Origin of the sequence: Mesorhizobium sp. M0340 (genome assembly GCF_040321535.1) — a bacterium.
GTDB lineage: Bacteria > Pseudomonadota > Alphaproteobacteria > Rhizobiales > Rhizobiaceae > Mesorhizobium.
In genome coordinates, this window is sequence record NZ_JAMYRR010000036.1 from 15,004 (window position 1) to 37,302 (window position 22,299).

General features: G+C 60.1%; 17 protein-coding genes and 4 pseudogenes. 12 read left to right on the top strand and 9 right to left on the bottom strand.

The annotated features are described in order from the left end of the window. Positions 1 to 102 precede the first annotated feature (102 nt). The 5 genes from NKI79_RS30340 to NKI79_RS30360 all read left to right on the top strand — a co-directional run bounded on the left by NKI79_RS30340 (position 103) and on the right by NKI79_RS30360 (position 5,534). Positions 103 to 1,092, top strand: a complete 990-nt coding sequence (locus NKI79_RS30340; RefSeq protein WP_352479380.1) for an autoinducer 2 ABC transporter substrate-binding protein — start codon at positions 103 to 105, stop codon at positions 1,090 to 1,092. A gap of 87 nt (positions 1,093 to 1,179) precedes the next feature. Then, on the top strand, positions 1,180 to 2,694 hold the full coding sequence (locus tag NKI79_RS30345; RefSeq protein WP_352806790.1) for a sugar ABC transporter ATP-binding protein: 1,515 nt from the start codon (positions 1,180 to 1,182) through the stop codon (positions 2,692 to 2,694). Then, positions 2,687 to 3,688, top strand: coding sequence for an ABC transporter permease (locus tag NKI79_RS30350; protein WP_352778407.1), 1,002 nt, complete (start codon positions 2,687 to 2,689; stop codon positions 3,686 to 3,688). Before NKI79_RS30345 ends, NKI79_RS30350 begins: the two co-directional genes overlap by 8 nt. Further along, complete coding sequence (locus NKI79_RS30355) at positions 3,685 to 4,680, top strand: ABC transporter permease (RefSeq protein ID WP_352806793.1); 996 nt, start codon at positions 3,685 to 3,687, stop codon at positions 4,678 to 4,680. Before NKI79_RS30350 ends, NKI79_RS30355 begins: the two co-directional genes overlap by 4 nt. A 5-nt stretch (positions 4,681 to 4,685) precedes the next feature. Beyond that, complete coding sequence (locus tag NKI79_RS30360) at positions 4,686 to 5,534, top strand: sugar phosphate isomerase/epimerase family protein (RefSeq protein ID WP_352479376.1); 849 nt, start codon at positions 4,686 to 4,688, stop codon at positions 5,532 to 5,534. 1,469 nt (positions 5,535 to 7,003) lie between these two features. Here NKI79_RS30360 and NKI79_RS30370 read toward each other — a convergent pair. Continuing rightward, the gene (locus NKI79_RS30370) at positions 7,004 to 9,169 is read right to left on the bottom strand and encodes an adenylate/guanylate cyclase domain-containing protein (RefSeq protein ID WP_352806795.1); all 2,166 of its coding nucleotides are present in this window, start codon (positions 9,167 to 9,169) and stop codon (positions 7,004 to 7,006) included. A gap of 240 nt (positions 9,170 to 9,409) precedes the next feature. On the opposite strand from NKI79_RS30370, the pseudogene NKI79_RS30375 reads away from it, so the two are divergent. After that, positions 9,410 to 9,562, top strand: a pseudogene (locus NKI79_RS30375) (AhpC/TSA family protein); the annotation flags it as partial. Between the two features lie 369 nt (positions 9,563 to 9,931). Here the strand turns inward: NKI79_RS30375 and NKI79_RS30380 are convergent. Further along, on the bottom strand, positions 9,932 to 10,441 hold the full coding sequence (locus tag NKI79_RS30380; protein ID WP_352806797.1) for a ferritin-like domain-containing protein: 510 nt from the start codon (positions 10,439 to 10,441) through the stop codon (positions 9,932 to 9,934). Between the two features lie 332 nt (positions 10,442 to 10,773). On the opposite strand from NKI79_RS30380, the gene NKI79_RS30385 reads away from it, so the two are divergent. After that, on the top strand, positions 10,774 to 11,145 hold the full coding sequence (locus NKI79_RS30385; protein ID WP_352806799.1) for a KTSC domain-containing protein: 372 nt from the start codon (positions 10,774 to 10,776) through the stop codon (positions 11,143 to 11,145). A 482-nt stretch (positions 11,146 to 11,627) separates the two neighbouring features. Here NKI79_RS30385 and NKI79_RS30390 read toward each other — a convergent pair whose 3' ends face one another. Then, on the bottom strand, positions 11,628 to 11,930 hold the full coding sequence (locus NKI79_RS30390) for a hypothetical protein (protein ID WP_352806800.1): 303 nt from the start codon (positions 11,928 to 11,930) through the stop codon (positions 11,628 to 11,630). Between the two features lie 176 nt (positions 11,931 to 12,106). Between NKI79_RS30390 and NKI79_RS30395 the strand changes: the two genes are divergently transcribed. Together NKI79_RS30395 and NKI79_RS30400 are read left to right on the top strand one after the other, a co-directional pair. Beyond that, positions 12,107 to 12,460 (top strand): hypothetical protein, encoded by a 354-nt coding sequence (locus tag NKI79_RS30395; RefSeq protein WP_352806801.1) that lies wholly within the window; start codon positions 12,107 to 12,109, stop codon positions 12,458 to 12,460. A 540-nt stretch (positions 12,461 to 13,000) separates the two neighbouring features. Then, a pseudogene (locus tag NKI79_RS30400) lies at positions 13,001 to 13,586 on the top strand (hypothetical protein). Positions 13,587 to 13,607: 21 nt separating this feature from the next. Here the strand turns inward: NKI79_RS30400 and NKI79_RS30405 are convergent. The 6 genes from NKI79_RS30405 to NKI79_RS30430 form a co-directional block, all read right to left on the bottom strand. Further along, positions 13,608 to 15,272 (bottom strand): DNA polymerase/3'-5' exonuclease PolX, encoded by a 1,665-nt coding sequence (locus NKI79_RS30405; RefSeq protein ID WP_352806816.1) that lies wholly within the window; start codon positions 15,270 to 15,272, stop codon positions 13,608 to 13,610. Between the two features lie 103 nt (positions 15,273 to 15,375). Continuing rightward, positions 15,376 to 17,271: a DNA ligase D gene (gene ligD, locus NKI79_RS30410; RefSeq protein WP_352806803.1), complete on the bottom strand. Its 1,896-nt coding sequence runs from the start codon at positions 17,269 to 17,271 to the stop codon at positions 15,376 to 15,378. 804 nt (positions 17,272 to 18,075) lie between these two features. After that, positions 18,076 to 18,708: a BRCT domain-containing protein gene (locus NKI79_RS30415; protein ID WP_352806805.1), complete on the bottom strand. Its 633-nt coding sequence runs from the start codon at positions 18,706 to 18,708 to the stop codon at positions 18,076 to 18,078. Positions 18,709 to 18,745: 37 nt separating this feature from the next. Beyond that, positions 18,746 to 19,234, bottom strand: coding sequence for a hypothetical protein (locus NKI79_RS30420; protein ID WP_352806808.1), 489 nt, complete (start codon positions 19,232 to 19,234; stop codon positions 18,746 to 18,748). 59 nt (positions 19,235 to 19,293) lie between these two features. Next, positions 19,294 to 19,890: a thermonuclease family protein gene (locus NKI79_RS30425; protein ID WP_352806809.1), complete on the bottom strand. Its 597-nt coding sequence runs from the start codon at positions 19,888 to 19,890 to the stop codon at positions 19,294 to 19,296. 246 nt (positions 19,891 to 20,136) lie between these two features. Beyond that, entirely contained in the window at positions 20,137 to 20,451 is a 315-nt protein-coding gene (locus tag NKI79_RS30430; RefSeq protein WP_352806811.1) for an excalibur calcium-binding domain-containing protein, read from the bottom strand. A gap of 95 nt (positions 20,452 to 20,546) precedes the next feature. On the opposite strand from NKI79_RS30430, the gene NKI79_RS30435 reads away from it, so the two are divergent. The 3 genes and pseudogenes from NKI79_RS30435 to istB all read left to right on the top strand — a co-directional run bounded on the left by NKI79_RS30435 (position 20,547) and on the right by istB (position 22,242). Continuing rightward, complete coding sequence (locus tag NKI79_RS30435; protein WP_352806813.1) at positions 20,547 to 20,711, top strand: hypothetical protein; 165 nt, start codon at positions 20,547 to 20,549, stop codon at positions 20,709 to 20,711. Between the two features lie 391 nt (positions 20,712 to 21,102). Next, a pseudogene (locus tag NKI79_RS30440) lies at positions 21,103 to 21,443 on the top strand (Mu transposase domain-containing protein); the annotation flags it as partial. Continuing rightward, positions 21,443 to 22,242 (top strand): annotated as a pseudogene (gene istB, locus NKI79_RS30445) (IS21-like element helper ATPase IstB). The pseudogenes NKI79_RS30440 and istB, both read left to right, overlap by 1 nt. The last annotated feature ends 57 nt before the right edge of the window (positions 22,243 to 22,299 follow it).

Below are 22,299 nucleotides of genomic sequence, written 5' to 3' on the forward strand. Positions count from 1 at the left end.
GAGCGCACCCTGATGCAAGATAGTCTTTGCACCATCGATTGTGCAAGCGCAAATCGGTGGCGGAGGTATGTTCCCAAGGGGAACGTTATGGGAGGAGTTCAGATGAAAAAGTTGATGATCGCGGCGCTCGCCGCGACCCTTGTGCTTGGCGGCTCAATCGCTGCCATGGCTCAGCAGGCCGGCAAGGTCGGCGTCGTCGTCAAGATCGGCGGCATTCCCTGGTTCAACGCAATGGAGGCGGGCATCAAGGAGCGCGGCCAGAAGCTCGGCGTCGACGCATTCATGGTTGGCCCGACCAGTGCCGATCCGGCACTGCAAGTTCGCGCCATCGAGGATCTGATCGCACAGGGCGTCAAGGTCATAGGTGTCGTGCCGAATGACGCGAAGGTGCTTGAACCTGTCCTGCAGAAGGCGAAGGACGCCGGCATCATCGTCATCACGCATGAATCGCCCGGCCAGAAGGGCGCCGACTGGGATTTCGAACTCGCGTCCGCGACCGGTTTCGGTGAGGCTCATGCGAAGCTCTTGGCGGACAAGATGGGCGGCAAAGGTGAATATGCAGTCTTCGTTGGTTCACTGACAGTGCCGCTGCACAATGCCTGGGCCGATGCGGCAATCGCGTATCTGAAGAAGAACCATCCGGACATGAAGCTGGTCGGCGATCGTTATGGCGTCGCCGAGGATGTGGACAAGAGCCGCAGCACTGCACTTGACCTGATTTCCGCCAATCCCGGCTTGAAAGGCTTCCTTGCCTTCGGCAGCCAAGGCCCGATTGGCGCTGGTCGTGCAATCGAAGAGCGCCGGAAGGTGGGCCAGATATTCGTGCTCGGCCCATTCTCGCCGGGGCAGGGCCAGAAGCTCATCAAGAGCGATGCGATCTCCGGCGGCTTCATGTGGAATCCAAAGCAGGCGGGTGAGGTCTTCGTCACGCTGGCCGACCAACTCATGAAGGGCAAAGAAGTCAAGGATGGCGATACGATCGAAGGGCTAGGGACAGTCAAGCCCGACTTCGAAAACCATAACATCATCGTCGATCAGCTGGTCCCGATCAACAAGGACACTGTCGACGGCCTCGCGGCGATGGGTCTGTAAAGCCTCCCAAGGCTGTGGCAGCCGGGCTGGCCTCGAGCCTGCCCGGTTGAGGATGTGTTAACGCGATTGGATCCAGGGTTCAACTCCATGGCTGATCAGGCACTCGATGGCGTCGCATCACGGCCGTTGCTGTCGCTCCGCAACGTCAACATGACGTTCGGCGGCGTGAAGGCGCTGAAGAATGTAAGCTTTGAGGTGCTGCCGGGCGAGGTGCATTGCCTGGCCGGCGAGAACGGCTCCGGCAAGAGCACGCTGATCAAGGTCATCACCGGCGTTTACAAGCCCGAGGCGGGCGCCGTGATCGACTATGACGGCCAGAGCTACTCCCACATGTCGCCGGTAGCGGCGCAGGCCGGCGGGATTCAGGTCATCTGGCAGGACCTCGCCCTGTTTCCCGAGATGACTGTCGCCGAGAACATCGCGTTCCAGACTGTCATCGGCCGCTGGCCGCGGCTGGTGAACTATGCCGAAATGCGCCGTGTCGCGACCAACGCCTTGCAACGTCTTGGTATTACCCTCGATGTCGATCTCGCCCTACACCATTTTCCCATCGCACAGCGGCAGATCGTGGCAATCGCGCGCGCCCTCGTCGGCCAGGCGAAGCTCGTCTTCATGGACGAGCCGACGGCGTCGCTCACTCAATCTGAAACCGACTATCTGCTGGACATTGTGCGGAACCTGTCGGCGTCGGGCGTTGCCGTTGTGTTCGTCAGTCATCGCCTGGCGGAGGTTCTCGAAATCTCCAGCCGTGTGACGGTGCTGCGCGACGGCGCCTTGGTTGGCGTCTTTCCGACCAAAGGTCTGACCCAATCGCGCATTACAGAGCTGATGACCGGCAAGACCTTCGACTATTCCGTCCTGCATCGCGATTTGAGCACGAGCCCGGTTACGCTCGAGGTCAAGGGGTTGTCGCGGCCTGGCGAATTCGAGGATGTGTCATTGACGGTCCGCCGCGGCGAGACGCTCGGCGTCACCGGGTTACTCGGGGCAGGGCGCACCGAGCTGGCGTTGACCTTGTTCGGCATGCGCAAGCCGAGGTCCGGCTCTGTTGTGCTGGATGGCAAACCGGTCCGCTTCGGTTCCAACCGTGACGCGATCGCCGCCGGTGTCGCCTATCTTTCGGAAGATCGGCTGTCGCTAGGTCTCATTCAACCCCAGGCAATTGCCGACAACATGGTCATTGCCTCGCTGGACAAGATTCTCTCTGGCGGTTTCATTTCGAGCGATTGCAAACGATCCCTAGTCACTAGTTGGATAAGGGATCTCGGCGTTAGGATCGGAAAGCAGGAAGACGCGGTCTCGACCCTGTCGGGGGGAAATCAGCAACGTGTCGCCATTGCAAAATGGCTGGCGACTGAACCGAAACTGCTGATCCTCGACGGACCGACGGTCGGTGTTGATGTTGGCGCGCGTGCCGGCATATTCGATATCGTTTCCAAGCTGGCCGACAGCGGCCTGTCGATTATCCTGATCTCGGACGAGGTCCCTGAAGTCTATTTCAACGCGGACCGTGTGCTGCATATGGCTCAGGGGCGCATTGTCGGCGAATATGTTCCCGGCGTCACGTCCCTACAGGCGATCGAAGCGGCGGTCTATGCGTAGGTTTGTCCGCTCTCACGCAACGGAGCTGGCTTTGCTCGCCGTGATCGCGGTCATCTGCGCCTTCCTGTCGTTTGCGACAGACCGGTTCTTCACCCTCGGCAATGCGTTTGACCTCCTGAACACAAGCTCGGTCAACATCATCTTCGCCGTCGGTCTGCTCGTCGTGCTGATTGCCGGCGGCATTGACATCTCCTTCGCGGTTGCAGCCTCCGTCGTGCAATATCTGACGGCAATCGTCCTTGGCTGGATAGGCGGCGGGAATTGGATTGTCGGCCTCACCATCGCTGGCGCATTGGGCATCGCGTTGGGCTGCATCAATGCTTTCCTGATCCACAGGTTCAGGATCATCTCGATCGTCGCCACGATTTCGACCTTCAACATTTTCTTCGGCTTGCTGATGTTCTTCACAGGCGGCGTTTCAATCTACAATCTGCCGGACTGGCTCACCGCCCGCGTGGTCCTGTTCGAGCGCGAGATGGCTGATGGCACGTGGGCGGAGATCACCCTACCCGTGCTCATTATGGCGATCTGCGTATTCGCTACCTGGGCGTTGATCACGCGCACGACCACTGGTCGCCAGCTCTACGCTTTCGGCGACAATCCGGAAGGCGCGCGCCGCTTCGGCATCAATGTTGGGGCCATGCAATTTATCGCGTTCGGCTGGCTTGGCCTGATGGCGGGCATCGCCGGTCTCGTCCAAGCGCATTACGCGCAGGAAGTGGTGCCCAACGCCCTATATGGGCGCGAACTCGACGTCCTGGCAGCCGTGGTCCTTGGCGGTGCACGGCTTGGCGGCGGCAAAGGCAGCGTGCTCGGCTGCATCCTTGGCGTTCTGTTGGTCTCGATCACCCAAAACGGACTTAATTTGATGGGCGTGTCGCCTTTCGCGTTCAAGATGATCGTCGGCACCATCATCCTGGCCGCCATTACCCTTTCGAACACCAGCATTGAACGGCTGCTGCCGTTCCTGAAAAGCCGGCGGATGCCTTCATGACGGTTGGGATTGAACGCGTCCGCAACTTGCTCGGCCCCGAACTGGCAGGTCCGCTTGCCGCGTTTGCGGTAGTCATGATCGTGTTCGGCATTGCCGCACCGAACTTCCTTTCCCGGGCTACTTTTGGCTCCGTCGCCTACCAACTGCCGGAGCTCGGCCTGCTCACACTCGCCATGCTGCTCCCGATCCTGACCGGCGGCCTGAACCTGGCCATCACCTTCACGGCCAACATCGCCGGGCTGACGCTCGCTTGGATCCTTCAAAGCCAGGGCGGCGTCGACGCGGGCATCGGTGCCTTTGTCCTTGGCTCGATCCTTGCCCTTGCGGTCGGAGCACTTAGTGGACTGATCATGGGGCTCGTCATCGCCTACACTAAGGCTCACCCGATCCTGGTCTCGCTGTCGATGATGATTTTCCTGCGCGGTCTTGGTGAGTTCCTGACCCACGGCGGCGACGTGTCCGGCTTTCCCAGCTTCCTGGCGCCGATCGGCTACGGTTCGATTCTTGGGATCCCGGTTCCGTTGCTCATATTCATCGCGTGTGTGCTGATCTGGCACCTCCTGCTGACGCGCATGAAGCTGGGCTTCAACACCTATATGATCGGCTCCAACATCGAGGCCACGCGCTACTCCGGCATCAATACGCGCAAGGTGCAGGTTCTGGTCTACACATTGTCCGGTGCGATGTGTGCGGTCGCCGGCATCATCATGCTGGCCCGCTTCAATTCGGTGCGTGTCGGACACGGCGAGTCCTACCTGCTGATCACTGTGCTTGCCTGCTTTCTTGGCGGGGTCAATCCATTCGGCGGCTTCGGTCGCGTGATCCCTGTCTTCGTCGCGCTCGTTGTGCTCCAGTTACTGTCCTCGGGACTCAATCTGATGGGCGCCAACCAGCATCTGGCGACGGCGGTCTGGGGCATTTTGATGATCACGGTGATGATCCTGCGCTGGCTTGCCGGGCGCCTAAAGTTCCTGAACACAAACAAAGGGTGAGTTAGATGCATGGTTTTGGGGTCCACACCTCGATGTGGACGATGAACTGGGATCGGGCCGGCGCAGAGAAGGCGATCGCCGCTTCTGTCAAATACGGCATGGACTTTATCGAGATCGCGCTACTGAACGCGCCGGCGGTCGATGCCGCGCATACGCGCGCCTTGCTCGAAAAGCACAATCTTCCAGCTGTTTGTTCGCTTGGCCTGCCGGAGCGGGCCTGGGCCTCGGTGCGGCCGGATGCCGCTATCGAACATCTCGAAGTGGCGATCGACAAGACTGCAGAGATGGGCGCGCTGGCGCTTTCCGGCGTGATTTTCGGCGGTATTGGCGAACGCACCGGCCTGCCCCCCACCGAAAAGGAATACGACAACATCGCGCATGTGCTGACCGTCGCCGCCAAGCACGCCAAGATCCGGGGCATAGAGCTCGGAATCGAGGCGGTGAATCGCTACGAGAACCACCTTATAAATACTGGCGCGCAGGCCGTCTGGATGCTCGAGAAAGTCGGCGCCGACAACATCTTTGTTCATCTTGACACCTACCACATGAACATCGAGGAGAAAGGGGCCGCCAATGGTATTCTGGCCGCTCGCGATCACCTGAAGTATATTCACTTGTCAGAGAGCGATCGCGGCACCCCGGGCACCGGCAACTGCCCCTGGGACGAGATCTACGCAACGCTCGCGGCGATCGGCTTCAAGGGCGGACTTGCCATGGAAAGCTTCATCAACATGCCGCCGGAAGTCTCCTACGGCCTCTCCGTCTGGCGGCCAGTCGCGAAGGACGAGGCCGAAGTGATGGGCAATGGCTTGCCATTCCTGCGCAACAAGGCTCGCCAATACGGTCTGATCTGACCCAATGGATGACGGGCTGGAGGCGGACGGCGCGAAGAACGCCGGTTTTATCCGGCGAATGGCAAAGGGGCCGGACGTTCAATCTCTGGACCCGAAAATGGCCGTGACGGCGCACGCCATGCCACCATCGCCAAGTGCTCGGCATCGTGAAGCCCGCGGGATCGGTCCGGTCCGGACGCGCCAGGGATGGCGGACGATCTCATTCCGAAGCTGAAATGCGCCAAATTCGGCGGCAAGCGTGTTGGACTGATCTATACGCCCGACACCAGCCAGAGCGCATACGGCAAGGCATAGGGCGGGCGATGAACCTAGGGTCGAAGGCGCCGGCCGCTTCCAGCGCGCGTGCACTAGGCTTGCGTGGTGGGCAGGTCGCCGCGGCTCCGCTGGGGCGTTAGCGATTAGGCGTTTTCTTTCGCCAGGGCTTCGACACGCTTCCTTGCAACCTTCTCGCAACCGGGTGCGGGCCCTCTTCGATCGTCTGGATAGGCCGCAAGCAGCCAGGAACTACGAGAAAGGTCAGCGTTACGTTAACCACTTCGTCGTCTTACATAGGGTGTGGCTTTCTCGTTGGTTACCTATGGAAGACGACCAATCTAGATTCCGTTGTCACCCCGAGCCGTCCGGCACGTGGACGGTGTGGGATGAAGTCGACAATGCCCCGGCAAGCTTAGGAGGCTGCTCACTTGTCGGTCGGACGTGGCAGCGCGCCAAAGTGGCCTGCGACTTGCTGAGGCGCATTTATGACAATCGGCTGGAGGCTCGATCTCATGCCGCATAAGCGCTCTCGCGGCGGCCGTCCGGCCGCAGGCGGGCTGACTGCTTTGGTGACTGCTTAACGAGAAATCAGACTGGCCGCCGGCAAAGGTTGGATCGCGCTGGCGCTGGCAGTGTTCGCGACATGGCACCCGCTGCGCGTCCCTGCTCGGCGGCTGGCGGTTCGGCGGCATGACGATCCTGCAGGGACAGGCGCGGGCTCGGGCCCCCTCGGAGCAGCTATTGGCCCTGCCCTACCTGGCGGCCATCGCGGTGTTGGTGCTGATCTCGCACAACCGCCAAGTGCTTGCCCCGCGCTTTCCGGCTTCGCTGGCAAGGCCTAGCTGGGTGCAAGTTACACTTGGCTGTTTCGCCACCATTCGATCTAAGGCGACCACGCGCGATAGCGGTTGTCCAAATGGACGCATGGAAGAGTCGACTATCGCCCCAGTCGATCGAATGTCTGCTTACAGGCAAAGAAGAAGGTGACTCTAGGGTCTGACATGAGGCGCGAACATGACCTCCAGCATTGTCACCCGCGATCTCCGCTTCCGGGCGGAGGCACCGAAGGCGAAGCGTTGAGGCGGTCATTTACTGCATCATCAGCGTCGGTCGAGACCGTTGCGTTGCGCTCGTCGTGGCGGGATCAGCGGGCAGAAAGGTCCGCATGCAGTTTTGGTTCGGAATGGAATATCGCCGGCAGGTCCGGGGTGGTCTTATTTGACGGTCGAAAACTCAAAACGATCGAAACGGAAGACTGCCGTATACTCGTTGCGTCGCTCCGGCGTCCCGGCAGGATTCCGGAAGATCGCGCCGCAGGTTGTCTGAACTTTCGGAATGGCGTCGCACAGGAAGTTCTGCTGCACCCAGCTGGTTCCTTTGTCTATCCATGCGCCTCCCCCGCGGAGGTCACGACCGAGGATGAGCGACCTGATCTCCGAACCGGTAAGCCGGTCCTTCGCATCCAGATCGACCTCTTCCGGCAACTCCGGCAAACCGGCCTTGTCCAGGCCGTCCAGCAGACGCCCGATGTCAGTCGGGTTCTTGAACACAAAATACCTCTGCGTGACCAGCTGATTTGCCCCTCCATCCTTTCGTTCCAACATGACGTTCCTTAGCCTGTCACTATAGGCCGCGACCTGGTCGCTGCGCCCGAGATGTGCGTAGGCCGAAACCAACACCTGCAGGCCATAGAATTTCGGCCATGGATCGGGCGATTGGAGATCGATCCTTTCAAGGTAGTCGACAGCTTCCTCGAAACGACCCTGGCCAAATTCAGCCAGCCCAGCCAGGTAGTGCCGATGGTCGTTGCCGCCTGGGTCGACACGGTTGGCCGCGACGAGGTAGTCGCGCGCCTCGTTCGGCCTGCCATTGAAATTGAGGGCTTCTGCCAGCCCGACATAGTTCAGGGGATCGCTCGGATCGAGCGCCACTGCCTTGAACATAACCGCGACTGCCTCGTCGGACCGGTGTTCGCGAACTAGCAAACTGGCGACGAGCTGATAGTAGGAGGGCGAAGGATGCTTGGCCGCTTGGTCCAGGTACTTGTAGACGTTGTAAAGCGCGCCAATATCCGAAACGGCCAAAGCCTTGCCCCGCGGCCCGTCCATCTCCCAATAGGCCCATGCGAGCGAGGCTGCCGCCGCGCCGAAATTCGGATCGAGTTCCAGCGCCTGCTGGAGAAACCTCACCGCCTGCGCAAACTCGTCTGGAGTATTGCGACGATTGTAGATTTCCAGGCCCTGGAGGTAAGCTTCGTAGGCTGCAGGATTGCGCGTGCCGCCCGCGACATCTGCCTTGCCTTGGGCGCTGACGAGACGGAGCTTGAGCGCGCCTGCGATGCTGACGACGACCTTGTCCTGCAGCGCAAACACATCCGTCCACTGGCCGTCGAAACGTTCTGCCCAGAGATGACCGGTGGTCGAGCCGTCGATCAATTGCGCGTTGATACGCATGTCGTCGCCGACCCGACGTATCGAACCCTCCAGTATGTACCGGACACCAAGCGCTGCGGCGACCTCAGCGGGTTTAGTCTCCGTGTCCTTGTAGGTGGAAGCCGCGTTTCGCGATATGACGAACAGGCCGGGCACGCGTGCAAGTTCTGTGGTCAGGTCCTCGGTGAAACCGTCTGCCAGATAGCCTTGCGCCTTGTCGTCGCTGAGATTGTCAAATGGAAGCACGACGAGGGATGGCCGGGGGTCGGCTTTCGCATTGGCCGTCAGAGCGGTGGGCCGAGGCGGTGACTCCCACGGTCGCCACCACGCTGCTGCAAGGCCTACTGCGATAACAAGGACCCCAATAGCGACGGCCAGATTGCGCCTGAAGCGTGGGTGTCGATTGACAGCCATGGGCTTTCCCGCCACCGCGGGATCGACCAGCACCCGGTACGCCTGCACCGGTTCTGCGATGTTCTTCAGCTTCTGTTGGCCCATCGGCTCAAAGCCGAAAGCCAACTTCTTCTCAACCTCTTTTGCGACCTTTGCCGAGACACAGATGCCGCCAGGTTCCGCCAGTTGTTGGAGCCTGGCAGCGACGTTGACGCCCTCGCCATAGCGGTCCTCGCCCTCGACAATCACCTCGCCGAGATTGATCCCGATCCTGACGCGAATCCGATGGTCCTCGGAAACGGCGGCGTTGCGTTCCGCCAGGGCGTGCTGCAACGACACGGCACATTCGACCGCGTCCACGACACTGGAGAACTCTGCCAGCAGGCCGTCGCCCATCAGCTTGAAGGTATGGCCATGGTGGCGGGCAATTTCGGGTTCGAATAGTTCCTTGCGGCCTGCCTTGAGACGCTCGAACGTGCCCTGTTCGTCCTGCTCCATCAGTGCGGAGTAGCCGACCACGTCCGCGGCAAGAATGGCAGCGAGCTTTCGCTCCATGACTGCCCCTCATTGGATAGCATCACACTGCGCGACTGATAGTACCACAAGCTAGGGAAAAGCGCATTGGAGACGCCGGCTTCACGTGCCTTATCAGCCGGTGGCACGCGAGATCGAACCACGTTGTCGGAACCGACGCAGATGGTGCGACCTCAACGGTTCAGGGCGTCCAGCGCCCTTTGTGCCGCGATGAGGTCGACGATTGGATACCTAGCTAGTGTTACTAGTGTTAAATGTGTGGATATCGATCTCCCGGGTGAGTTGCCCGAGCCTATGGACCCCATGGCAATGGACGAGTTTCTTAACAAGAAGGAGGGGTATGAGATTACGGAAGCCGATCAGCAGATGATGACTTCCGCTAAGGAGCTGCTTGTTGGTCAGTTTCTCATCGAATCGCTGGCGCTCTCTGTCCGCTGTCGGGACGAACTTTCTCCGATCCGGCTTGGCGCTGCCGGTGCCCGCGCGCGCAACTGCTCAGTCGTCGGGGACCAGTGTTCTCGGGCATTCCGCTATCGCGACCTCGTTTCGAACGTTTTAACACGCCCATTCGAGCTTGATCTCGCCGAGCGCTGCGCTAGCCCTTCCGATCTGGCTATTGCCAATGCGTATTTGACCAGGCTTGCGCAGACGAACGCTTCGACTCTCTAAGTGACGACGCCGCAATATTAGCATCGCTCGTCGTTGCAATTTCTCGAAATGCGCAGCTCGACGATCGCCTGCTAGGCGTGTTCGTTGCCTAGCGTCCACGAACGGGACGCGCTATCACCGCTTGGCGCTGTCGCTGTCCGCTTCGGCCCGCACAAGGAACTGCTCGGTCGTGGAGGGAAGACGGGATTTCAGCCAATCCGCCATCGCGACTTCCTCTCGCAGATTCTCTTCGCAAGCCCGAAGAACCTCAGTTTCGCCGAGCGATCGAGCAGCGGCAATCAGGATCGTGTAGGAGGCGATTTCCATGTGCTCGAACGTGTAGCTCGCGAGCGATCCTTTCATCACCTCGTCTCCAGCGAAGACGCCGCTCAGCGATTGCGCCATCGCCGTCAGTTTACCGCCAGCATCCTTCATCATGGATGAACCCTCGTCCATCTGATCGAGACAAGTCTTCAGCCGAGCAGCCTGCTGCTTGGTTTCGTCGAGGTGCTGTCGCATTCGGTCGCTCAGTTCGGGATAATTCTCGATACGGCTCAACTGCCCGTTCAACATCGTTTCGGCCTGCTCTTCCATGGCATGAGCATCTCTAAGCCATTGGACAAACCATTCCCGTCCTTCTGACATCTCGAATCTCCTTTGCGATCTAAGGAAAACTTTCAGAAGAAGACATTGTTCCGGAGTAGAGCCCGCCGAACGGCTCCTGACAGCGTGGCGGGTCTCAATTCACCTCGCGAAAATCCTGCAGCGATGCGTTGGGAAAGGCTAAGATCGCGGAAGACCGGCGCAAGGAAACGGCCCGTGGACGCTCGCCGCTACGCCGCTCCAATACAAGTCCAACTGGCACTGGCCGCTTCCTGGCCATCCGACGCGGCGACATACGGCGACATATTGAAGGTCCCCGCATGGCATACTGCGACCGATGCATGTCGTTCCTGGCAAGTAGGAACGGCAGGCAGATGAAGCTACCAGCGTTCGGCGAAGCTGAAGTGGATTCTCGACGAGGCGCTGATCGCGGCGGCTGGCGCTCCGCATTGAGCCTTGTGCCTCACCGCACCACCGCAGTCACAAGGAACGCGACGGCCTCTCCGCTCGTTGATTGCTTTTCGACTCGAGCCGCTGCCATGCCCTCCACATCGATACGCAAAACGGAATACGATCCCGACAGAAGAATTCTCTCGGTGTGGTTCGTCGCCAGCGGTAAACGGTACGAGTTTGAGGGGGTACCGCCGGAAACCTTTGCCGCGTTCCGGGCGGCGTTCGCCAAGGGCCGCTATTTCAACGACCATATCCGCAACTGTTTCCGCTACCGTCTGGTTCGCGAGCGATAGCGACCCGGGATGACCTGACCCTGCCGGTGGCTCAATCGTCCTGTGTCCAACCGGCGGTTGGTGGACGCGTTGCCGCTGTTGCGCTTAGGGTCGCTTACGGTCGGCGCTCACTTGGAAAGCCCAACCCCGCGTCCCCCCGCCTGGTGCAAGGCGCTTGATCGGTCCCGCCGTCCTGGCAGCGCGGCGGGACTTTTTTGTGGTCCAGGTGGAGCATCGGCGCGCGGGGAAGGCGCTGTGCACGGAGCACCCTTTCTCATCCAACGTACGTCGGCGACGTCGGTCTGGCGCCAGAGCTCAACCAGCTGGACTATTGCTCGACCGGAAGCGGCTCGTGCTGCGGCTCAGCGTGGTGGAACACCTGTCCAAGATCACGCGCGTCGAACGTTTGGCCGCAGACTGGGCAGTAGACAAAATGCTTCGACTCGTTCTCTACCGGCCCGTTATGCGGCCTGCCCCTATAGCCTGTCGCGATGTTGTCGGTTCTAGCCCGGGGCATCTGCAAGTGCCTTTCGTCGTCTTGGCGGCCGATATTTCTCCACTAGCCGGACCTTGTCACGGTCGACCGTGACCAGCGGCCCGAGGTCGATCGTCACGGTGTCCTCGTCGATGCGCGTGACCTCGCCTTTCAGGTCGATTTGCTGGCCTCGGTTCACCTTGGTGTGGTCGATGATGGAATATGGGAAGTCGTAACCTGGGATAGAGACGCTTACGCGGTCCTCTGTTATCCGCCCTCGAACCCTGGCAGTAATCGCCACCTGGTCACCAATGCCTATTCCCCGAGCCATGCCATGGATTCTGGTGCGGGCAGTGTCTTCTTCAAGAGGCTTCTAATATACGCCCGCCATCCTAAGGCTGACCTACGACCAAAGTTACAAAAGTTGAACTCCATCGGGGAACACTCCTTCTGTCTGCCTGTTCGATTTGCCAGGCGCATCCCGCGCATTCAGACAGGAGAAAGAAGATGAAACGCATCCTTTTGGCTTCGGCCGTGCTGGCGGTGTCGGCTGGGCTTTCCTTTGCCCAGACGACGAGCGGAACTGCGAGCGGAACCTCGACGAGCGGAACCTCGACCACGACAACCATGCCCAGTACGACGGATCAGGGCACCGGCACGACGAGCAGCGGGACCAACGTGTCCGGCGATCAGGGCACCGACACGACCACCACCAGCGGCACCACGAATCCGAACTCGGCCAGGGACTGCGCGCCCGGCCAGCAGACTGGCAGCGCTCAGCAGGCTGCGCCTGGTCAGCAGGACACGGCAGCCAACACTGCCGCGCCGGGCCAGGTGAAAAAGACCGGTGAAGGTTGCTGATTGGCACATCGGCTCAGGTTAGAATCACCAGCGTGTGCTGGCTAGCCTCCCGCGACCACCGGCTGCACTCAACTCGGCTGGCGATCAAATTGCCGCCAGCCGAGCATCACTCCAGGAAGCTTTGCGCCTGCCGCGAGCGGCTTCGCTACCGCCGAGCTACACCACCTGTAGGGACGCGACCTCGGCTTCCGCGGGATATAAACTTGCCTCGTATTCCGCGAAGAGGTCGTGAGCCGAACGGCGGCTTTAACTGATCCCTCGGCAATAACCGGACGGACAGCAAAGGTCCCCAAAAAGCCGCCAGGCGGCAACGCGCCTGATATCGCACTTGAGATCAACTCTGCCGCTTCCTGTTAGCCGGAGTTGCAAGCGGCCCCGCTAACAATCGTGGTTGCGGCTTTGGGCATCGTGGTTCAGACCCTGGCGGATTAGAACTCTGTTGGCTTGCGATAGGCTCATCGCTGCCGACAATCGGTGACCTATATAAAGGGGCATGTCCACGCGCCGAAAAATCAATGCAGCAGCAAAGCTGATTGGAGAGTGGTTTTAACCCCGGCCGCAACGCTTGGATCGTCCGTCAGAGCGAGGGGTATTTTTCTCGAAATACGCGCCCGCCTTCCAACGGAGTTCAGGAAACTGCTCCATATCGAGTCCCACGTGCTTACCCTGCGCCTGTCTGAGGGCGCCGAGAGCGATGTGCAGGTGGTATTCGGATCGTATCCAAAGCACTGGAGAATATCGAAGACCTGCCCGTCATCCCCCGTGAAGTCGAGGACATTCTGACGATCTCGACGGCCGAACGGCACCGCTGGCTGAAAGATGGTCGCTTGCAGAGCGCCGGGACGAAAACGGTGAAACTCCGCGGGCGGGCAAGCAACATCACCTTTCACGTGTTCGACCCGCAGCACGTGGAGGATGTGCTTGACCGCGACCTGGTTACGGTCTGGCGCTAACAGGACGCAGCGACAGCTGCAGAGAATATGCGGCGAGCCGCGGGGAAGGCCGCAAACGTGCTCAAAGAAGCGGTCGCGGAACTGCAGCTTCAGCTGGCTATGGCCCCGACGAGAACTCGCACTCCAGTTTGCGCGGCTGGGAAGATTTTGAGAATGACGGACTCCTGCGCTGATAGGCTGGGCGCACAAGCAGGTTAGGACGTTTGCCTGCGCCGTGCGAGATGCGCAAGGAGGGCCGTCAAACGCATCGCATTCAGGACCCGCTTCGCAGGGACACCGCCCTTGCGCGCCATCTCGACACCCCAATGCATGTGGTCGAGCTCGCGGATCGAATGAGCGTCCGGATTGATGCTGAAGATGCAGCCCTGATCGAGTGCCTTTTGATGCCAGCGCCAGTCGAGGTCGAGTCGCCAAGGATGTGCGTTGATTTCGACAGCGACGCCGTGTTTTGCACACGCTTTGAGGACTTTGTCGACGTCAAGATCATAACCGGGCCGGCGCAACAGCTGGCGACCGGTCATGTGCCCGATGATTGTCGTTCGAGGATTTCCGATCGCCTCAATGATACGCTCCGTCTGTTCCTTCTTGGGCAACTTGAAGCGGCTGTGCACGCTCGCGACGACGAAATCGAACTGCTCCAAGATATCATTCGGGTAATCGAGCGAGCCATCCGGCAGGATGTCCGCCTCAATGCCCTTCAGTATGCGAAATTTTCCAGTGTATGCCTTGTTCAGCCGGTCAGCTTCGCGGTGCTGTTCAGCAATCTCCTGCAACGAAAGGCCGCCTGCGTAGTGAGCGGACTGCGAATGATCGGCGACGCCATAGTATTCGAAACCGCGCTTGCGCGTGGCTTCAGCCATTGCCTCAAGCGTTTCGGTGCCATCGGATGCGGTCGTGTGAGAATGCAGGATGCCATGCAGATCTTCATCCCGAATTAAGGCGGGGAGCTTCTGCTTTGCCGCTCGCTCGATCTCATTCCTGCCTTCGCGCAATTCAGGCTCGATAAACTGCAAGTCTAGAGCTTGGTAGATTTCTTCTTCTGTCGCTGACGCGATCAGCTTTCTCCCGCGATGAAGCCCGTCGGCGTTTAGGGTGAATCCCTTGTCGGCCGCGAACGTCTTCAGTTGCTCAAAGTGGTCTGCCGAACCGGTTGCTTCGAGCAGGCTCGCGCCAAAGTGCTTCCTGTCCGTGACAACAAGCCTGAGCGTCGTATCCTCGATTCCAGTCGTCGACTTTCTGCCCTGCGCTACCAGGGCGAAGTCGGAAACGAGCTCGCAACCGCGCCGGAAGTCGCCCGCAATTTCGACGCGCGAAAACTCTGGATGCTCTTGCTTCACCGATATGACCGCATGTTCGAGAAGGGCGGCGGCCTTGTGCAGGTGAAGTTGCGTTTCGCCGCTTCGCACGATGGCCAAGTTCTGCAGGAGTTTTGTCTGAAGCGCGGCGCCGAGGCCTTTGACTGGGCGTATGCGGTCTTCTCTTGCTGCGGCCTCGAGCTCCGCCAGCGAGTTCACGCCGAGCGCCTGATGAAGCTTCAGTATCTTATCGGGACGAAGCCCAGGTATGGCAAACAGCTCCATCACGCCCGCTGGAACATCCTCGCGCAGCTTCTCAAGGCTTGGGTGCGTGCCGGTTTGGTAAAGCTTGGTCACGATGTCTGCGATCGCGTCACCGATCCCCGGGATCCTGGTGAGGGCGCCGGTCGCGATGATCCGATCAAGCGGCTGCGACAGCGCCGTCAGACTGTCTGCCGCGCGCAAGTATGCCTTTATGCGATAGGGATTGTCGCCGCGCATAGACGCCCGTTGTGCGTATTCCCTCAAAAGACTGGCGACGGTCCTCGGATTGATTTTTGCCATGGCTTCAGCCAAACGGAGGCCGATCTCCGCAGGTTCCAATCAGGCAAGGCCATGAGCGCCGCGTTGCCCTTTAAATCCCGGCTTTACTGCCTATTCACGTACGCTACAGATTGGGCAAGGATTGGTCAGCGCGACCCCATCCAGCCAGAGCTTTGGAGGCTGCGCGTTTCTTTAATTCAGGAGCATCGCCCACGTGGAAATGAGAGGGCGCATCTATTGTCTTCATCTCCGCCCACGTGATCGGTGCCGCGACAGGAGCGCCCGGACGTGATCTCGCGCTGTAAGGCATGATCGCGGTCGCCCCGCGCTGATTGCGTAGATAGTCCACAAAGATGCGGCCTTTGCGGCGCGCCTTTGACAACACGGCCGTGAAATGGGCCGGATCGCTCCGGGCGACCGCCTGCGCCAGGCGAGACGCGAAGTCCTTCACCTCTGGCCACTCGGCGCCAGGGGTGAGCGGCGCGATGACGTGCACTCCTTTGCCTCCCGTCAGCATCGGGAAAGTCGTAAGCCCCAGCGATTTAAGGATAGCGCGGAACTGAAAGGCAGCGGCGCGGACGGCCTCAAAATCGAGGCCTTCATCGGGGTCGAGGTCGAACACGAGGCGGTCGGCCTTTTCGACATCCTCGATCCGAGCCCCCCATCCATGCAGCTCGATCGTTCCCATCTGGACGCAAGTCATCAGTCCGTCGGCATCGTCGACATAGAGATATGGTTCCTCGTGCCCGTCCTTCTCCGTGATGCCGACGTGGTGGACTTTGTCGCCAAAGCTGCCGGCGTCGTGTTTTTGGAAGAAGCACTTCTTCGCGCGGCCCTGTGGGCATCGAACCAGACTGATCGGCCGGCTGCCAACCCAAGGAAGCATGATCGCCGCGACCGCTGCGTAATGGTCGGCGAGCTGTCCCTTGGTGATGTTGGACTCCGGATAGATGACGCGGTCACGGTTACTTATCGCGATGGCGGTTGTCGCAGACGCGGCGAGATCGGCTGCATGACGTTCCGTCTCGAGCACGACCGCCTCCGGCTTCTTGTCTTCGCGGAGACCAAGATAGCTCGGATGTCGTAACGTCCCTTCATTTGTCATTTCGGTGAAGGCAATCTCAGCGACCAGTTTCGGACGGAGCCAGTGTGCGCCGCGCACTTCGGCGCGTGGTGCGTCGACGGTCGCAGCCTTCTGCTCAAGCGGCGCCATGATCTTCAAGAGACGAAGAAGTTCAGCGGTATCGAAGCCGGTGCCGACTTTCCCGGCGTAACGCAGCTTGCCGCCGTCATGAACGCCAAGGATCAAGGACCGAAACGCGCGGACCTTGTCGGACGGCGTCCAGCCGACAATCACAAATTCCTGCCGCCTGATGCATTTGATCTTCAGCCAGCTTGCGCCGCGGGCCGCCACATAACTCGAATCCGCGAGCTTTGAGATGACGCCCTCAAGGCCGGCTGCGCAGAAGCGATCGAGCAGTTCTTCTCCGCGGCCGAGGATATGGTCGGAGTAACGAAGGACCGGATTTTCCGCAGGCAAGATCGCCTCCAGCTTCGCCTTGCGCTCAAGAAGAGAAAGCCTTGTCAGATCCTCGCCGTCGAGTTGCAGCAGATCGAACGCATAAAAGTCGATAGTCGCCGGGGCACCCTTCAATGCATTCTGAAGCGCCTGGAAGTTAGATCTTCCTTCCGCATCGACAATCACGGCCTCGCCGTCAATCAGGGCGGAGCGCACCTTCAGCTTGCGAGCCTCGGAGAGGATTGAGGGAAAACGGCTAGACCAGTCCAGACCAGACCGTGTGTAGGCTCGCGCGTCGCCACCGCCGACGGCAACGAGAATACGATAGCCGTCGTATTTCATCTCATGGATCCAACGATCGCCGGCAGGGACCGTGTCCACGAGCGTTGCGAGTTGGACCGGCCGGAAAGCGGGCGGCGCTATGACCTCGTCACGAGCGGGCGACTTCGCTTGACTAGCGTTCGACCCATTGATTGCCTTACGCGACGTTGGCTTGACCACTCTTACCTAAACCATACTCAGAGACGAAATAGCGTTATCCGCGTCCAACGCGCGACTACTTCTTTAGTTTCGCTGCAGGCCGTATTGAGCTTTCGCGATCATTGCCGACCCGCTTGCTTAGCGCCTCGGCCCTGAGGCCGTGCTCCTGCCTCCGGCCCTTCCATCTTCCCGATTTGCGCGCCCAGCTCACTGGCAATAATCAAGAGCAGGAACGTGCCCTCAAATGCCGCCACAGCGTATCCGCTTTCTGCCATCGGCTTTAGAAGCCCCACATTCCGGTTCCGGTCCCCTAAACCGCCTGTCAGCTTGCGCGTTTCCCGAAAGCAGACGGTCGGCAAAGCGGGATGACGTCCGGGTTTGACAGGCGAGCGAACCGGGGGAGGCGCACGCAACCCCGTCGATGGCAAGACTACGGAACACATCACTTGCCGAGCATGGATGGAAAGTCCGTCTTGCTGCGTTGGTGCGCGAGCCCATCTTAATAAATGGAGTGCCCGCAACTTCGTGATACGCCCCTCCTGCTAGCCCTAGAAGCGTCTCTCGCCCAGCGGGCGTGGCCAAATCCAAACCAAGGTCGACAATCTGTTTGTTCGAGGGACGGGCATCAATGCGCAAATATCGATCCCGCAGCTGATGCTCGACCATAAAGTCCACAATCTGCTGTTGGGAGGACATGACCGTGGAGATCAGGCGCTCGTTCTTCATCCACCCGATAACGCCCAGCTCTGGGCCGAGTCATCGTGACAGGGCCAAAAGGCCATTCCCGGCACCGAGAAGGCCCACCATAGCCGGGAGAACCCTCGTCTAACGTTCATGCCGTGAGCTCCCGCTCTCAGAGAAAGCTAGCCCAATGGCTCTCGGCCACAATCGAGATTGGCAATCCCTGGTGGCGCCAGTCGGTGCCTTGACGATCTTGTCGCCAAATGACGAATGCTTCCACGATTCGGTGGCATAGGCCCCTATCACCAAAACCTCTGTCTTCTGGCTCAGACCTCCCGTGAAGCCACCCCGATCTGCAATGGCCCGTTCGCAGTATTTTCGCTGACCGAAATTGAATGTGCCTGTGAAACAGTACAGCCGGCCGGCGAAGGTCAAAGTTGGGGCCGGCCTGCAGAGTGGCAGCGTTGTCGGCTTTAGCACTTCCCCGAGTTCGAAATCACGATTCGAAAAGCTGTTTAGCGTGTCCAGAAGTTCGGCGTGTTCGTCAGAATCGAGCACGCTGTCTAAGAGGATATAATTGATGCGCCCATATAAGGTTCGGATGAGTGGCTGATTGCTGATTTCCGCATTCGCCGCCAACCATTTTTGAAGGAATTCGACCTCGGCCTTGTTGATGGTTCCATCCGCGGCCAGGCCGCACGCGAGTCCGATGAGTTCGTCGACTTGACGCGATGAGATGCGATCACCGCCAAGGCGATTGTAAAATTTGTCGTCCACTAAAACCTCCCCCTTCCTTCTTCAAGAAAACCATTCATCAAGCGTACTTTGCAGGCCAACGCCAATCCGTTTGTGCCTTGCCGTAGCAGTTGCCGTAGTCGACGAACTGCCCGCTAGAGATGTCGCGGCACGCCCAAACCAATTGGCCGTACTGGTTGTAGAATTCATCCCAATCAGCACCCTGATGATAGTTCGGCCTAACATATCCGCCGCCGGCGCAGTTGTTGTTCGAGCAAACCGCGATGGCAGCGCCTACCGCGGCGATCGCCACGCCTGCGGCGATCGCCTGGTTCTGTTTTCTGATCATGTCGGCGCATTGCTGTGGCGTCACCGACCGCCGAGCAAGCTCCGTATAGAGATCGTCACGGAAGCCTTGATTGCTCGCCGTTGCATATGATCTGCAAAGGGCGGAAGTGCTCACTGCCTGGGGGTTCTTGTTCAGCGCCTCTTGGGACGTTGTGCACGATGCGCTTGCAAGCGCGAAAATTGCCGCGGCCGAAGCTGCGGCACGCCGGCCGATTTCCATTTACCCTCCCACCCAAATTATTCAAATCGGCCAAAACTTCCGCGGCCGTTTGTCGTTCTCTAACAGAGCGTTTCGCATGCAACGCCATCGCCATCACGATCCAGCTTGCGGCCCCATGGGCAATTGCTGCGATACCATTGGGCTTCGTCGCAGGAGCCGATTTGCGAACAAGTCCGCCGCGGCTGACACGAGTAACTTTGCGCTATCTGCCGGCGACTGATGATGCCGAGCGGTCGACTGACGGCTGGCTGCTGACTGTCCGCATGCTCAGCGCGCCAACCCCACGGCTCCTGAAACGTTCCGACCCACAGGCCGACCTTCGCCTTCTCGGCTTTGGTCTGCTGCGCTGCATACGCGCCGTGGCTGTAGCGAGACCAATCGAGCGCCTGGCCGTGCTCGACCATCCAGGCGGCGACGCCAGCACCGTCGGCGCGCCGGCAGTCGCCAACAAAACGGCCGTAACGATCCCAGGTGACGAAGCTGCAATGGACCGGCGTCGAGGTCGCCAGGAATTTGTCCAGGGCCTCGGCGGCTCGGCGCCCGCAGGCATATTCGAAGCCCTTGGCGTCATCGCAATACTGCCGGCTTTCTGGCGCGTCGATTCCGTTAAAGCGGATCCGCTGTCCGTGAATTTCGATCGTGTCGCCATCGATCACCGACGCAACACCGGCGATCGGCGCCGGGCTCGGGCTGGTCCAGTTGGCCAGGTTGAGCTCAGGCATGCGGTCGCTGTGCCGCATGACGAACTGCGTTGCGTAGGCCACCATCGCAGCCACGGTTACGATAATCAGCCGCTTTGGTATGCCAGCCAATTTGCGTGCACGCCCCAGCTTGGCGCCAGTCCGTTTGCGCCATTGGGCAGATCGATTGTCGTAGCGAGAGCTGTCCAACGTCCGCCGCCCCTACTCGCACCCGACGCCGTCGTGATCGCGGTCCAGGTTGTTGGGATCACCGTTGGTAATCTTCACCGGGCCAACCACGACGGGATTGTTTCCCTTGCCGCCTGCGCAATCCAAATCGCCGCCGCCCGGCCGTGACGATTGCGTCGGTGCTGCCGACACCCCTCGATACCTATTGACGACTGCGGCAGCGCGCACGCCGTCGCCCTCGATATGCGTGTTCTGGCTGTTCGGATTGAACGGGTCGAGTGTTTGGAGGAGCAGATTAGCATGGCCCGCTCCGCCAGCCGCGAGTGTCACCGTATCGTAATGGTTCAAGTAGTTGCCTGCACAGCCCGAGAAGAGCACTGCGCACACACCCACGAAAATTCGCGCACAGCCATGAATGAATTTCCCCAACCCCGGGTAAGATCATGCGCTATTTGACCTTTGTTGTCGAATCCAGAAGAGGCTACACCTTCCGTGAAGGCACCATTGCCGTCATTGCCGCTTCGTCTGCAGTTGGTAGAAGCAGCAAAGTCGGATTCGGGGAGGAATACATGCGTGGAGCGCTCGTTTTGGTTCCGTTCTTTCGTTGATCCTGTCGTCGGCTCCTGCGCTGGCCTGGTGGGACGGCGGGCACATGCAGGTCGCCGTCGTAGCTACTCAAAACTGACGCCGCAGGCGAAAGCCAAGGTCGATGCGTTGATCAAGCTGAACCACGACTATCCGAGTTGGATCGCCGGCGTGGCGGATGACAAGAAGGCCCAATACGCCTTCGTTCATGCGGCCGTTTGGGCGGATGACATCAAAGACCCTGCCAATGGTACACTACGGACGACGACACGCCGATGGGGCAGAACATCGGCTACGCCCACAAAAACATGCACTGCTCAGGTGTTTCGACCGACGGGACGCAGTTCTCCGATGCCGATCCGATCAATGCAGTTTCCCAGATGAAGCTGTTTATCGCGGCGCTGCCGGCAACGTCGGCTACGGGCGCCGTTTGGGCAGCTGCGGGATCTCGTGCGCAAGGTCCAGGCGGACTGCGCAATCGACCTGGACACGAACAGTTACTCGGTTCCCCTGGCGGCTGATCGGGGAGAGCGTCCAAGTCGTGGTGTTGGGCGGCCGCGTTATCGTGCGGTCATGCAGGCGAGGTGGCGGATCATGCCTTGTGCGGAGGACGTCGCCAACGGATTGTCGAGCGCGCGCATCTTGCCGGCGTGGTCGGCGCTACTGCGCCGGTACGATCGGCGGATATCGTTGCGCCTTCCGCTCTGTTGCGGCCACTGGCCGAATATGAGGCACTGGTGGGAGGCAGCTGGTGATGACGGCGGTCGATCACGAGATGCTGGTCGCTCAGCTCGACCGGCTGAAGCTGACCGCGATCCGGGATCAGCTCGATACGCTGCTGGACGAAGCGGCGCGTTCGCAAATGACCTTGCGCGAGGCTTTGGCCTTCCTGGTGACGCGCGAGATCGCGCGGCGCGACGAGCGGCGCATCTCCATGGCAGGCAAGATCGCGCAGTTCCCGTTTGTGCGCGAACTCGACGGCTTCGACTTCGACGCGCAGCCGTCGCTGGATCAGGGCCAAATCCGGGAGCTGGCGACCTGCCGCTGGATTGCCCATGGCGACACGGTCCTGTTCGTTGGACCTCCGGGTACGGGCAAGACACATCTGGCGGTGGCTCTCGGGCGCGAGGCGATCCGGCAGAACCATAGCGCCCAGTTCGTCACGGCGGCCACGCTCGTGGCGATGCTGGCCAAGGCCATGACGACGGTTCACTCGAAAAGCAGCTGACGACCCTGTCGCGGCCAAAACTGTTGATCATCGACGAGCTCGGCTATCTCCCGTTCGAAGCCAATGCCGCGCATCTGTTCTTCCAACTGGTGTCGCGGCGTTATGAGCGGGGATTATCCTGATCACCTCCAATCGCTCGGTGGGCGAATGGGGCAGCGTGTTTGGCGATCCCGTGGTGGCAACCGCGATCCTTGATCGCCTGCTTCATCATTCGACAGTGATCACCATCCGCAGTGACAGCTACCGGCTTCGCGAAAAGCGTGGTTTCAGCGCGATTGGGGAAGGCGGGGCCCCGGCCGGCCCCCACCCAAACCCCAAACCAATAGGGGGGGGGGTTTTTTTTTTGCCCCCACGGGGGAAAACGCACAAAGCCAGGGCCCCCC

Coding starts and splice junctions, on each gene's coding strand:
- NKI79_RS30405 (WP_352806816.1), bottom strand. CDS start 15,272: ATGGCAAAAATCAATCCGAGGACCGTCGCCAGTCTTTTGAGGGAATAC.
- NKI79_RS30395 (WP_352806801.1), top strand. CDS start 12,107: ATGAAACGCATCCTTTTGGCTTCGGCCGTGCTGGCGGTGTCGGCTGGG.
- NKI79_RS30360 (WP_352479376.1), top strand. CDS start 4,686: ATGCATGGTTTTGGGGTCCACACCTCGATGTGGACGATGAACTGGGAT.
- NKI79_RS30420 (WP_352806808.1), bottom strand. CDS start 19,234: ATGGAAATCGGCCGGCGTGCCGCAGCTTCGGCCGCGGCAATTTTCGCG.
- NKI79_RS30380 (WP_352806797.1), bottom strand. CDS start 10,441: ATGTCAGAAGGACGGGAATGGTTTGTCCAATGGCTTAGAGATGCTCAT.
- NKI79_RS30350 (WP_352778407.1), top strand. CDS start 2,687: ATGCGTAGGTTTGTCCGCTCTCACGCAACGGAGCTGGCTTTGCTCGCC.
- NKI79_RS30390 (WP_352806800.1), bottom strand. CDS start 11,930: ATGGCTCGGGGAATAGGCATTGGTGACCAGGTGGCGATTACTGCCAGG.
- NKI79_RS30355 (WP_352806793.1), top strand. CDS start 3,685: ATGACGGTTGGGATTGAACGCGTCCGCAACTTGCTCGGCCCCGAACTG.
- NKI79_RS30340 (WP_352479380.1), top strand. CDS start 103: ATGAAAAAGTTGATGATCGCGGCGCTCGCCGCGACCCTTGTGCTTGGC.
- NKI79_RS30370 (WP_352806795.1), bottom strand. CDS start 9,169: ATGGAGCGAAAGCTCGCTGCCATTCTTGCCGCGGACGTGGTCGGCTAC.
- NKI79_RS30345 (WP_352806790.1), top strand. CDS start 1,180: ATGGCTGATCAGGCACTCGATGGCGTCGCATCACGGCCGTTGCTGTCG.
- NKI79_RS30385 (WP_352806799.1), top strand. CDS start 10,774: ATGAAGCTACCAGCGTTCGGCGAAGCTGAAGTGGATTCTCGACGAGGC.
- NKI79_RS30435 (WP_352806813.1), top strand. CDS start 20,547: ATGCGCTATTTGACCTTTGTTGTCGAATCCAGAAGAGGCTACACCTTC.